The organism is Hyphomonadaceae bacterium ML37, from assembly GCA_027627685.1.
GTDB lineage: Bacteria > Pseudomonadota > Alphaproteobacteria > Caulobacterales > Maricaulaceae > Oceanicaulis.
This window is the reverse complement of the sequence record CP091241.1, coordinates 2,103,523-2,115,473: the sequence shown is the minus strand read 5'-3', so window position 1 is coordinate 2,115,473 and position 11,951 is coordinate 2,103,523. Positions and strand designations below refer to the sequence as shown.

Genomic DNA, 11,951 nt, shown 5'->3' with positions numbered 1-11,951 from the left:
CCGTTTAACCGTCAACCGACGCGACGCCGGGCGCGTCCGTGGGCGGCGCCTCCGGCTGCACAGCGGCGGGCGTGTCCTGATCGAGCGGCTGCCCATCGGCGCCCATGGCGGTCAGCGCCATGCCCGGCGCCGGCGCGCGCACGGTGGAGGTGATCACCCGGTCGCCCGGCTGAATCCCGTTGGCCACCACGACGCGTTCAGCGCTGGAATCGATGACCGTCACCTGACGGATGGACAAGGTCCCGTCCCGTTCGGCCACGAACATCTCATCAGTCCCGCGCAGCGCACTGCGCGGCAGCACGATGGCGCTGGGGATTTCCTGGCCTTCAATGCGCGCTTCCACGAACAGGCCCATGGCCAGCGGCGCGCCGGCGGCTTCTGCGGCGACGCCATAGGGGTCTTGCACCTGGACGAAGACGCTCAGCGTGCGGGTCTGGGGATCAATGGCGGCGTCGGTGCGCACCACTTCGCCCTGCCACTCGCGCGCCACGCCGGCGCTGACCGCCGACAAGGTCACGCGAGGGCCGGGATTGTCTTCGCTGGCCCGAAAGGCGGCCGGCATGTTCAGAAGGGCGATTTCGCGATCGCTCAGCGGCAGGCGGATCTCGGCCACTGCCGTGGCGAACACCCGGCCCAGGCGTGCGCCCGGTCCGACGAACTGGCCCTGATCGACCATTTTGTCGCGCACCCGGCCCGCAAACGGCGCGGAAATGCGCGTGCGCGAGAGGTTGAGGCGCGCTTCGGCCAGGCCGGCTTCCGCGGCGGCCAGCTGGGCGCGGGCGTCGGCCAGTTGCGGTTCGCGCAGGGCCAGCGGGGTGGCTTCGCCCCGCCCGATCGCTTCCCATTCCTGACGGGCCAGTTCGGATTCGGCCTGCTCGCGGATCAAGCCCTGGCGGCGCTGGCTGACCTGCGCTTCGGCGCGGGTGACGGCCAGGCGGTAATCGGCGTCTTCGAGCTGCACCAGCACTTCACCGGCTTCAAAGAAACCGCCCTGGACGAAGTTCGGGTTCACAAAGGCGACCCGGCCTGACACCTGGGCGGTGAGATCAATCTCGGTGAGCGCCGTGACCGAACCCTGGGTGCGTACGGTCAGCCTTACGGGCCGCGCCTCGGCCTCGGTGACGAACACCGCAGCGGCGCGCACATCCTGGTCTGCGCGTTCGGCCTGGGGGGCGCCGGCGATCAGCGCGCCAAACACTATGATGGCGGCGACGAGCAGCAGCAATATCGGGCCGACGAAGAGCAACGTGCGTCCAACAAATTTATTCATGACCAACCTCGTCTTGTCGTGCGGACGTGACCGTCCGGCAGGCCTCTTGCGGGCCGAGAAAGCGTTTCAAGTCTAACCCGCGTCGCGGGCGCCGGCCTCAAAGCCGCCGGCGATGGCCAGATGCAGGGCGATGCGATTGTCGACGCGTTCGCGCCGGGCCGTGATCAGCTGTGATTGCGCCTGGATGACGCGGGTCTGGGCGTCGATCAGTTCGAAGATTGTGGCGATGCCCGAGGCGTATTGTTGTTCAACCAGTTCCAGTGCGGCCTGGGCCTCGGCGCTGGCGGACGCCAGCGCGTCCACACGGCGGGCCAGACGCGCATCGGCGTCGAGCGCGTTTTCCACTTCGCGCAGGGCGGTAAGCACGGTCTCCACCAGACGCGCGGAGGCTTGCTCGGCCAGGGCCGCCTGACGGTCACGCTCGGCGCGCAGCTGCCCGCCGCGAAACAGCGGCGCCAGGATCGAGGCCGAGACCGAGCTCGCCAGATCCTGCGCATCGAAGATTCCGGCCGGATCAGCCGCCGCGTCGCGCAATTCGGCGCGCAGGGACAGGCCGGGATAGAGCGCCTTGCGCGCGGCTTCGGCGGAGAAACCGGCTGCCTGCATGCGCGCCTCGGCGGCGACGATGTCCGGGCGGCGCTGCAACAGGCTTTGCGGCGAGCCCGGATCGGTGACCGGTCCGAGATCGGGCAGGGCGCCATCCATGGTCATCGCGTTGGCGGGATAGCGGCCCAAAAGGGTTTCAAGCGCGCGCGCCGCCGCGTCGCGGGCGCGTTCGCGCGAGGCCAGCGCGGCTTCGCTGGACGCCAGCGCCGAGCGGGCGGTGCGCAGGTCAGACGAGCGCACAACGCCGCGCTGGAAACGGCGTTCCACGCTTTCCAGCTGACGGGTGCGCGTCTCCACGTCTCTTTGAGCGAGGAGATACTGTTCGCGTGCGTCGATCAGGCCGTACCAGGCCTGGGCGACATTGGCGGCGATGGACAGGCGCGCGCCGCGCCAGTCGGCGCTGGCGGCTTCGGCGGACAGGGCGCTGGCGCGAGCCTGATCACCGAGACGGCCCCAGACATCAGCGGTCCAGCTGGCTTCAAGCACGGCTGAATAGCTGGTTCCGGACTGCAGCGGGCCGTCGGCCTCGGTCACGCCGAGGCGGGCGTCGGCCGAGGGCAGGCGGGCGCCGCTGGCGGCGCGCGCTGAAGCGCGCGCAGCGTCCAGACCGGCGCGGGCGGCGCGCAGGGAGGGGTTGGAGTCCATCGCCTCGCCCACCAGCGCGGTCAGCACCGGGTCGTTAAGCGCGACGATCCAGTCCTGCGGCGCGGCGGCCGCGTCTTGCGGCAGGGCGGTGAAGCTGGACGGGGCGCCGCCGGGCAGGTCGGCGCCGCCCATGGGGGCGCCGGCGCAGGCGGAGACAATCAGAGCGGCGAGCAGGGGGGTTGAACGAAGGATCAAGGCTCAAAACTTTCTGGCAAACCGGAACAACATCAACAGGGCCTTCCTACCCGCGTACTCATGAAAGTCAATCAAAACTTATCGAAAAACGACAAAAATTGCTCGAATTACGAAAAATTCATGCCGGGGTCAGGCGGCGGTCATGAAGCAAGGGGCCAATGCAAAGCGTGCTGCGTGATCGCCGCAGCCGGGTCCCTGTTTCGCACCCGTCACATTCTCATGATACCAATTGCCATGGCTGAAGAGCGCGCGAATCGCACCTCCCGCAAGACCGCGGACCGCCCGCGCCGGCGCGACATCGCGCTGACGGCGTCGCTGGCCGTGCTGGTGATGGCGGTGCTGACCGTGGCGGGCGAGCTGCAGCCGGGCGTGTTCCTGGCCGGATCGCTGGCATTGGCATGCCTGGCGGCGGTGTATTACCTGACCGCGCTGACCGCCGCCGAGCCGAGCCCCAGCCCGGCCTCCGCTGCAGATATCCGGCCTGTGGAGGCGGACGCCTGCGAGGCGATGCTGGAGCGCCTGCCGATTCCGGTGCTGTTGATCGGGCCGGGGGGGCGCATCGAGCGCGCCAATCCGGCGGCGCGGGCGTTTCTGGGCCTGGGCGCCGAACGCGGCCTGTTGTCCACCGCCCTGCGCCAGCCGCGTGTGCTGGAGGCGGTGAGCGCCGCCCTGCGCGGGGAGCGCGGCGCGGCGGTGGAATACGCCACGCTGGCGCCGCTGGAGAGCCATGTGCGCGCTTTTGTCGAGCCGCTGCGCCTCGACGCGCCGGGGCCCATGCCGTTCCGCGCCATGCTGGTGTTGGCCGATGACACCTCGTCCAAGCGCGCCGAGCGCATGCGGGCCGACTTCCTGGCCAACGCCAGTCATGAGCTGCGCACGCCGCTGGCCTCGCTGTCAGGCTTTCTGGAGACCCTGCAAGGCCCGGCGCGTGATGATGAGGAGGCGCGCGACCGCTTTCTGACCATCATGATGGAGCAGACCGTGCGCATGCGCCGGCTGATCGACGACCTGTTGTCGCTGAGCCGCGTGGAGATGAACGAACACGTCACGCCCACGGGCGTGGTGGAGCTGAATGCGCTGGTGAGCGATGTCGCCGAAGTGCTGCGCCTGGCCGCCGACCGGCGCGAGATCACGCTGGATGTGACGCTGGCGGAGGCCGCGACACCGGTGCGCGGCGACCATGACCAGATTTACGAGGTGGTCGAGAATCTGGTGGAGAACGCCATCAAGTACTCGCCCGACGGCGCGACGGTGACGGTGTGGGTGGAGGCGTCGCGCACCCGCGACGGCGCCGAGCACCTGCCCGAGCGCATTGATCCCCAGTCCGGGCGCCTGACGCTCAGCGCCCCGCCGCTGGATCCCGATGCCCGCTTCGCCGTGGTGCGCGTGCGGGATGCGGGGCCCGGCATTGAGCGGCGCTATCTGCCGCGCCTGTCGGAACGCTTTTTCCGCGTGGACGGCCAGAAGAGCGGGCCAGCCTCCGGGACCGGTCTGGGCCTGGCCATCGTCAAGCATATCGTCAGCCGTCATAGGGGCGGGTTCACTGTGGAGAGCGCGCCGGGCGCCGGGACGGTCTTTTCCGTGTTTCTCGCCCTGGCGCCGGCGAAAAAAGCCGTCGAAAGCAGCGAAGCCGCCGCGCCGGACCCCGAGACCGCTGAAGCCGGGGAAAACAGGGCTGACGCTGTCACAAAAGTGTAGGTCAAGTGTCATAATCAGGTGACTGAGTCCGCGCATGGTCTGCCGCTCAATCGCGGCGAAGGCGCGTCCGCTGCGGTCACCATGACAGGTTTGGGGACGGCGCGCCCGGAACGCACATGCAGATTTCGGTCATCCTGGCGCTGACGCTGCTGGTTCTGACGGCGTTCGGTTTTCTGATCGGGCGGCGCCGGGCCCTCGCCGCGCGTTCCGGCGCCCGAGACCGGCTGCATTCGCTGCCCAATTACTATGGATATTACATCGCCCTGTGGACTGGCGGTCCGGCGCTGCTGGTGCTGGCGGCCTATGGCGCGTTTGGCGCCGGGCTGGTGAACACGCTGGCCATGACCCAGCTGGAGCGCGAGGCCGCGCCGCTGATCGCCGAGTTTGACCGCCAGCTTGAAAATGACGCGGCGTATCTGGATTTGCTGGCCGAGGCCGCCGACGCTGAGGCCGATGCGCTGGAGGCGCGCGACGCCATCAGCCAGGCGCGCGATACCGGCCTCGACCCGCAAGACTTTCAAAGCGCGCTGGCCCGCCAGACCACCCGCCTGACCGAGATCGGCGCGCAGCTGGAACAGCGCCGCAGCGAGATTGTTCGGTCGGTCGCGGCGCGCGCGCCGTCCAGCGAGGCGGGCATTCGCGCGCGCGCCGGGTTTGAGTACTGGATCAGTCCGCGCGAACGCCGCCAGCTTTTCCTGGCCGATGCCCGCGCCATCGCGTTCGGGGCAGGGCTGGCCAGCCGCAACACGCCGGAACTGCGCGCCGCGGCGCTGGCCATGCGCCCGGTGGAAGACATGTTCCGCTTCGCCGCGGCCGGCGTGGTGCTGGCGCTGGCGGTCGGCGGGCTGGCCTGGGCGCGCTCGCGGGTGAAGGCGTCCTTCCGGGCGCGCAACCGCGTGGAATCGGTGATCAGCGCGATGCTGATGATCGCCTCGCTGATCGCCATCCTGACCACGCTGGGCATCGTGTTCTCGCTTTTGTTTGAATCGCTGCGCTTTTTCGCCGCCATCAACTGGCGCCTGGATCATTTCCTGTTCGGCCTGCAGTGGAGCCCGCAGATCGCCATCCGCGCCGACCAGATCGGCCAGTCGGGCGCGTTCGGGGCCGTGCCGCTGTTCGCCGGCACGGCGCTGATCACCGCCATCGCGATGTTTGTCGCCGTGCCGGTGGGTCTGTTTTCAGCCATCTACATGTCCGAATACGCCACGCCGCGCGTGCGCGCCGTGGTCAAGCCGGTCCTTGAGGTGCTCGCGGGCGTGCCCACCGTGGTCTACGGCTTCTTCGCGCTTTTGACGGTCGGGCCGTTCCTGCGCGATTTCGCGCTGTTCCTGGGCTATGAAGACGCCGTCACCCAGAGCGCGCTGTCGGCGGGCCTCGTGATGGGGGTGATGATCATCCCGTTCATTTCGTCGCTGTCGGATGACGTGATCAACGCCGTGCCGCAAACCTTGCGCGACGGCGCCTACGCCATGGGCGCCACCAAGTCCGAAGCGATCCGCCATGTGGTGCTGCCCGCCGCCCTGCCGGGCGTGGTGGGCGCGGTGCTGCTGGGCGTGTCGCGCGCCATCGGCGAGACCATGATCGTCGTGATGGCCGCCGGTCAGGGCGCCAATCTGACCGCGAACCCGCTGGAATCGGTGACCACCATCACCGTGCAGATCGTCACCCTGCTCACCGGCGACCAGGAGTTTGACAGCTCCAAGACCCTGGCCGCGTTCGCGCTGGGCCTGGTGCTGTTCATCATGACCTTGATGCTCAACATCATCGCGCTGCGCGTGGTGCAACGCTTCCGGGAACGCTATGAATAGCCCCGCCCCCATCCGCACGGCCCCGATCCGCACGGCGGTCGAGGCGCGTCTGGCGCGCCGGCACCGCTCCGAGCAGCGCTTCCGCTTCTATGGCGTCGCGGCGATCACGCTGGCTGTGGCCTTCCTGTTCCTGCTGGTGGGCTCGATCATCATCCAGTCAGTTCCCGCCATGACCACCTGGCGCCTGACGCTGCAGGTGGAGCTGGAACGCGATCTGGTCGATCCGCGCGGCGATATGAGCGAAGCCTCGCTGCGCCGGGGCGGGTACAGCACCGCGATCCAGAACGCCCTGCGGGCCCAGTTCCCGGACATGGAATCGCGCCAGGAGCTGCGCGAGCTGTTCGGGCTGTACAGCGCCGTGAACGCCGCGCGCCTGCTCAATCGCGTAGTGGAAAATCCGTCCCTGGTCGGTCAGACCGTCGCCTTCACCCTGCCCATTGATGACGGCGCGGACCTCTATCTGCAGGGCGCGACGGTGACTGAATCCACCCGGCCAGGCCCAGCGCCGCTGCGCATCATGCGCGGCGACGACCGCGCGGTGACCCTGTCGGCGGACGCGCCGGTGTTTGACGCCTTCGTGGATGACGTGCGTGACGTCGCCCGCGCCCGCGCCCTTGAGCTGGAACAGCGCGCAGACCGCGCCGAAGCGGCCATGGCCGACACCATCGATCGTGACATCCGCGCGATCTACGAATCCGAAGCGCGCCGCGCCCGGATTCAGGCCGAGCAGCTTCTCGAACGCCTGGATGAAGGCGCGGCGGTGGTGCTGGACCCGCAAATCCCAAGCCTGCTCATCAAGGCCGGCGGCGAGGTGATCCGCGTCACACAGATCAGCGCAGACCGCACCGGCGCTGAGGGCGAGACCGTGATCAGCGCCGCCGCGCCTGCCGGTCAGGTGAGTGACTGGACGCTGTGGACCCTGGAGACGCCGCAGGCGGGCCGGCTGATCAGCGACCGCCAGATCGTCATGGCCGACGCCCTGCGCGAACGCGGCCTGGTCACCAGTGGCTTCAACACCGAGCTGTTCACCTATGCCGACAGCCGCGAGCCGGAAATCGCCGGCGTGCTGGGCGCGCTGATCGGCTCGGTGCTGACCATGTTCGTCACCATGCTGCTGGCGGTGCCGATTGGCGTGGGCGCGGCGATCTATCTGGAAGAGTTCGCGCCGAAGAACCGCATCACCGATTTCATCGAGGTGAATATCAACAACCTCGCCGCCGTGCCCTCCATCGTGTTCGGCCTTCTGGGTCTGGCGGTGTTCATCAACACGTTCGGCATGCCGCGATCAGCGCCCCTGGTGGGCGGCGTGGTGCTGGCGCTGATGACCCTGCCCACGGTGATCATCTCCTCGCGCGCGGCGCTCAAAGCCGTGCCGCCGTCGATCCGCGAAGCCGCGCTGGGCGTGGGCGCGTCGAAGATGCAAGCCGTGTTCCACCATGTGCTGCCGCTGGCCGCGCCGGGCATTCTGACCGGTTCGATCATCGGTCTGGCCCAGGCGCTGGGCGAGACCGCGCCGCTTTTGATGATCGGCATGGTGGCCTTTATCGCCGACGCGCCCACGCTGGGCCTGTCAGGCTTTACCGAGCCGTCCACCGTGATGCCGGTGCAAATCTTCCTCTGGTCGTCGGCGGCCGAGCGCGCGTTTGAAGCGCGCACGGCGGCCGCGATCCTGGTCCTTCTGGTCCTGATGGTCAGTCTCAATGCGGTCGCGATCTATCTGCGCCGCCGGTTCGAACGCAGGTGGTAGCCATGGCCCACGACACCAGTCCCGCACCGTCCACGGTGTATCATCCCGCCCCGCCGGGCATGGATATCAAGGTCGCCGCGCGTGATCTGTCGGTGCGCTATGGCGGCGCTCTGGCGCTGGACCGGGTGCGCATCGACATGCCCGACCGGGCGGTGACGGCGTGCATCGGCCCGTCGGGCTGCGGCAAGTCCACCTTCCTGCGCTGTATCAACCGGATGAACGACACCATCGACACGGCGCGCGTGAGCGGCTCGATCCAGATCGATGGCGAGGAGATCAATGATCGCTCCATCGACCCGGTGCTGCTGCGCGCCCGGGTCGGCATGGTGTTCCAGAAGCCCAACCCGTTCCCGAAAACGATTTTCGAGAATGTGGCCTATGGCCCGCGCATCCACGGCCTGGCCGCCAACAAGGACGAGCTGGCCGCCATTGTGGAGACCAGCCTGACCAAGGCCGGCCTGTGGAAGGAAGTCGCCGACCGACTGCACCAACCGGGCACGTCTCTGTCGGGCGGTCAGCAGCAGCGCCTGGTGATTGCGCGCGCCATTGCGGTGAACCCCGAAGTCATCCTGATGGACGAGCCGTGCTCGGCGCTCGACCCCATCGCCACCGCGCGCATCGAGGAGCTGATCGACGAGCTGCGCGAGAATTACGCCCTGATCATCGTCACCCACTCCATGGCCCAGGCCGCGCGGGTGTCGCAGATGACCGCCTTCTTCCACCTCGGCGCGCTCGTGGAGTACGGGCCCACCGAGGAGATTTTCACCAACCCGCGTGACCAGCGCACGCAGGACTACATCACGGGACGCTTCGGCTAGGCCGTACGCAGCGTTTCGCAACCGACTTTGGAACTGGCCATTGAAAGGCTCGGCATATGACCAACCAGGTCAAGGCGCCGCATATCGTCAAAGCGTTCTCTGAAGAGCTTGAACAGCTCTCGGCCGATGTCGCCGCCATGGGCGGGCTGGCCGAGAGTCTGGTGTCGGACGCGCTTGAAGCGGCCGCCACCCGTGACGGGGATCTCGCCGCGGACGTGGTCGCGCGCGATGTTCAGGTCGACGCCATGCAGCGTGACATCGAAAAGAAGATCATCCGGCTTCTCGCCCTGCGCCACCCCATCGCCCAGGATTTGCGGGTGTGCATCGCGGCGCTGAAGATCGTGTCCGATCTGGAGCGTGTGGGCGATCTGGCCAAGTCCATCGCCCGGCGCGTGCCCACGCTCAATGACAGCGAGCCGACCGCGTTCGCCGCCTCGGTGGACCGGATGGGCAAGCTGGTGCTGAGCCATATGCACGAAGTGCTCGACGCCTACGCCACCGGCGAAACCGCGCGCGCCGTGGCGGTCTGGGAGCGCGATGACGATGTGGACGAGCATTATAACGCGCTGTTCCGCGAGCTGGTGCGCGCCATGACCAATGAGCCGTCCATGATCGGACCCGGCGCGCATCTTCTGTTCATCGCCAAGAATCTGGAACGCATCGGCGACCACGCCACCAATATCGCCGAGGTGATCCACTATCTGGTGACCGGCCGTGAACTGGCGTCCGAGCGCCCGCGCGGACCGCGTCCTGAAATGTCTCGATAGAAGGGGACCGTAATGCAGCCGCATGTTCTGGTCGTCGAGGATGAGGACGCTCTGTCCGAACTCCTGCAGTATAATCTGAAGAAAGAGGGCTTCCGGGTCTCCGTCGCCGCCGATGGCGAAGAGGCTTTGATGCTGGTCGAAGAGCGCCAGCCCGATGTGGTGGTGCTCGACTGGATGCTGCCGAAAATCTCCGGCATCGAAGTGTGCCGCCGCCTGCGCAGCCGTCAGGAAAGCCGCAATCTGCCGATCATCATGCTGACAGCGCGCGGCGAGGAAACCGACCGGATCCGCGGTCTAGACACCGGCGCGGACGATTACATCGTCAAGCCGTTCCTGATGAAGGAATTGTTCGCCCGGGTGCGCGCGGTGCTGCGCCGCATCCGCCCGGGCCTGGCCGAAGATACCGTGCAGGCCGGCGACATCACCATGGACCGCGTGGCCCACAAGGTGGTGCGCGGCGGGCAGGACATTCATCTGGGCCCCACCGAATTCCGCCTGCTGGATTATTTCATGCAGCATCCGGGGCGGGTGTTCTCGCGCGAGCAATTGCTCGACGCGGTCTGGGGCTCGGATGTCTATGTGGAGACCCGCACCGTGGACGTGCATATCGGACGGCTGCGCAAGGCGCTCAACAAGGTGGGCGGAAACGATCCGATCCGCACGGTGCGCTCGGCCGGCTACGCACTGAACCCCGAGGGCTGACCCGCAAGTCTGACCTTGTTGCCTGACACGGTGAACGCCCGGGCTGACACGGCGTGCGCGCGGTGTTACGCGGTGGGCCGCCGGGCCGAGTGTCGCCCGTTCGCCGGGGGATGGTTTGATGAGCGCGCAACAGTCAGCCCTGACACAGCGCTGGCTGGCGGTCATGCCGGCCCGGGCGCTCAAAGCCGGGGCCATGGACGGCCGCATCATCGCCGATCAGCCGGTGGTGATCTGGCGCGATGAGGCCGGGCGCGCCTGCGCGGTGCGTGACATGTGCCCCCATCGCGGCGTGCCGTTTTCCGCCGGGCGCCTGGTGGAGGGCGGGCGGGAGCTGGAATGCCCCTATCATGGCTGGCGCTTCGGCGCGGACGGGCGCTGCGCAGCCATTCCGTCCATGGTGGAGGGTCAGCAAAGCGATATCAGCCGCATCCGGGTGCGCCGTTATCCGGTGGAGGAGCGCCAGGGCCTGATCTGGATCTGGATTCCGGAAGGCCCCGCCGATGCGCCGGTCTTGCCCGACGCGCCCGACCCTGACACCGGCGCGCCGCACATCGCTGACGCGCCGGACGCGGCGCCGGTGATGGCATGGCGCGAGACGCTGACGATACTGCCGGGCGACAGCGTTTCGGGTGGGGCGCCGGTCATGGCGCACGGAATCCTCAAGCTGGGACTGTGGGAGTTGGCGTATCTGACTGCCGATGCGCCCGCGCAGCCTGGCCAGGTAGAGCGCCTGCGCGCGCTGTGGCGGCGGTCCGGCCCGCCTGCGGCGGGGCTGGCTCTGATGGGTCGGGGAACGCTGGCTGAGCGCATGGATGCGGCGATGCGGGGCGCAGCCGAGTCAGTGGCGTAGGGCTTACTTCGCCAGCCAGCCACCTTCGACATTGATCGAGGTTCCGTTAGCGCTGGCGCCGTCGTCCGACACCAGATAGAGCAGCGCACCGAGCAGCTCGTTATACTGCACGAACTGGCGGGTCGGCTGGGCGTGGAGCATGACGTCGCGGACCACCGCCTCTTCGCTGATGCCGCGCTCGCGGGCGGTGTCGGCGATCTGGCTGTCCACCAGCGGCGTGCGCACATAGCCCGGGTTGATGGCGTTGCAGGTGACGCCGCGCTCGGCCACTTCCAGGGCGATGGTCTTGGTCAGGCCCATCACGCCGTGCTTGGCGGCCACATACGCCGATTTGAACGGCGAGGCGGCCAGCGCGTGGGCCGAGGCGATATTCACGATCCGCCCGCGCCCCTGCGCGGTCATCAAGGGAATGGCGTGGCGGCTGGCGTGAAACACGCTTGTCAGATTGATCGCCAGGATCGCGTCCCACTTGTCGGCGGGGAAGTCCTCGATCCTGGCCACATGCTGGATGCCGGCATTATTGACCAAAATATCGAGACGGCCGAGCTCTCTGTGCGCAAAGCCGATCAGATCGGCGATCTCGTGCGCGTGCAGCATGTTGGCGGGGTGGTAGAGCGCGCGGATCTTGTACGTATCGGCCAGGCGCGCACGCAGCGCTTCGATTTCATGGGCGTCGCCCAGACCGTTCAGCACGATGTCGCAGCCATTGGCCGCGAGACCTTCGGCCAGCGCCGCGCCGATGCCGGAGGTGGAGCCGGTGATGACGGCGCTGTGGCCGGACAGATCAACACGCACGCGGGTCATCGAAAGGGCTCGCTTCCGGGGTCGGCATCAAGATTGCTGCA

Annotated in this window: 10 protein-coding genes; 7 read left to right on the top strand and 3 right to left on the bottom strand. The window is 67.9% G+C overall.

Annotation, left to right across the window (positions count from 1 at the left end; genetic code table 11):
• Positions 1-4: 4 nt before the first annotated feature.
• Positions 5-1,270, bottom strand: a complete 1,266-nt coding sequence (locus L2D01_10455; protein WBQ09317.1) for an efflux RND transporter periplasmic adaptor subunit — start codon at positions 1,268-1,270, stop codon at positions 5-7.
• A gap of 72 nt (positions 1,271-1,342) precedes the next feature.
• Positions 1,343-2,716: an efflux transporter outer membrane subunit gene (locus L2D01_10450; protein ID WBQ09316.1), complete on the bottom strand. Its 1,374-nt coding sequence runs from the start codon at positions 2,714-2,716 to the stop codon at positions 1,343-1,345.
• Positions 2,717-2,950: 234 nt separating this feature from the next.
• Between L2D01_10450 and L2D01_10445 the strand changes: the two genes are divergently transcribed.
• The 7 genes from L2D01_10445 to L2D01_10415 all read left to right on the top strand — a co-directional run bounded on the left by L2D01_10445 (position 2,951) and on the right by L2D01_10415 (position 11,106).
• On the top strand, positions 2,951-4,414 hold the full coding sequence (locus L2D01_10445; protein WBQ09315.1) for an ATP-binding protein: 1,464 nt from the start codon (positions 2,951-2,953) through the stop codon (positions 4,412-4,414).
• A gap of 116 nt (positions 4,415-4,530) precedes the next feature.
• Complete coding sequence (gene pstC / locus L2D01_10440; protein ID WBQ09314.1) at positions 4,531-6,222, top strand: phosphate ABC transporter permease subunit PstC; 1,692 nt, start codon at positions 4,531-4,533, stop codon at positions 6,220-6,222.
• Complete coding sequence (pstA, locus tag L2D01_10435) at positions 6,215-7,969, top strand: phosphate ABC transporter permease PstA (protein ID WBQ09313.1); 1,755 nt, start codon at positions 6,215-6,217, stop codon at positions 7,967-7,969. Before pstC ends, pstA begins: the two co-directional genes overlap by 8 nt.
• 59 nt (positions 7,970-8,028) lie before the next feature.
• Entirely contained in the window at positions 8,029-8,787 is a 759-nt protein-coding gene (gene pstB / locus L2D01_10430; GenBank protein WBQ11636.1) for a phosphate ABC transporter ATP-binding protein PstB, read from the top strand.
• 56 nt (positions 8,788-8,843) lie between these two features.
• Positions 8,844-9,554, top strand: a complete 711-nt coding sequence (gene phoU / locus L2D01_10425) for a phosphate signaling complex protein PhoU (GenBank protein ID WBQ09312.1) — start codon at positions 8,844-8,846, stop codon at positions 9,552-9,554.
• A 12-nt stretch (positions 9,555-9,566) separates the two neighbouring features.
• Positions 9,567-10,256, top strand: a complete 690-nt coding sequence (gene phoB / locus L2D01_10420) for a phosphate regulon transcriptional regulator PhoB (protein WBQ09311.1) — start codon at positions 9,567-9,569, stop codon at positions 10,254-10,256.
• 118 nt (positions 10,257-10,374) lie between these two features.
• Positions 10,375-11,106, top strand: a complete 732-nt coding sequence (locus L2D01_10415; GenBank protein ID WBQ09310.1) for a Rieske (2Fe-2S) protein — start codon at positions 10,375-10,377, stop codon at positions 11,104-11,106.
• A gap of 3 nt (positions 11,107-11,109) precedes the next feature.
• On the opposite strand, the gene L2D01_10410 is transcribed toward L2D01_10415, so the two are convergent.
• Positions 11,110-11,910, bottom strand: a complete 801-nt coding sequence (locus L2D01_10410) for a 3-hydroxybutyrate dehydrogenase (GenBank protein ID WBQ09309.1) — start codon at positions 11,908-11,910, stop codon at positions 11,110-11,112.
• Between the last annotated feature and the right edge of the window lie 41 nt (positions 11,911-11,951).

What these genes read in the sequence shown, in the direction of transcription:
- L2D01_10455 (WBQ09317.1), bottom strand. Translation starts at nt 1,270, where the DNA reads ATGAATAAATTTGTTGGACGCACGTTGCTCTTCGTCGGCCCGATATTG.
- L2D01_10445 (WBQ09315.1), top strand. Translation starts at nt 2,951, where the DNA reads ATGGCTGAAGAGCGCGCGAATCGCACCTCCCGCAAGACCGCGGACCGC.
- pstC (WBQ09314.1), top strand. Translation starts at nt 4,531, where the DNA reads ATGCAGATTTCGGTCATCCTGGCGCTGACGCTGCTGGTTCTGACGGCG.
- pstA (WBQ09313.1), top strand. Translation starts at nt 6,215, where the DNA reads ATGAATAGCCCCGCCCCCATCCGCACGGCCCCGATCCGCACGGCGGTC.
- pstB (WBQ11636.1), top strand. Translation starts at nt 8,029, where the DNA reads ATGGATATCAAGGTCGCCGCGCGTGATCTGTCGGTGCGCTATGGCGGC.
- phoU (WBQ09312.1), top strand. Translation starts at nt 8,844, where the DNA reads ATGACCAACCAGGTCAAGGCGCCGCATATCGTCAAAGCGTTCTCTGAA.
- phoB (WBQ09311.1), top strand. Translation starts at nt 9,567, where the DNA reads ATGCAGCCGCATGTTCTGGTCGTCGAGGATGAGGACGCTCTGTCCGAA.
- L2D01_10415 (WBQ09310.1), top strand. Translation starts at nt 10,375, where the DNA reads ATGAGCGCGCAACAGTCAGCCCTGACACAGCGCTGGCTGGCGGTCATG.
- L2D01_10410 (WBQ09309.1), bottom strand. Translation starts at nt 11,910, where the DNA reads ATGACCCGCGTGCGTGTTGATCTGTCCGGCCACAGCGCCGTCATCACC.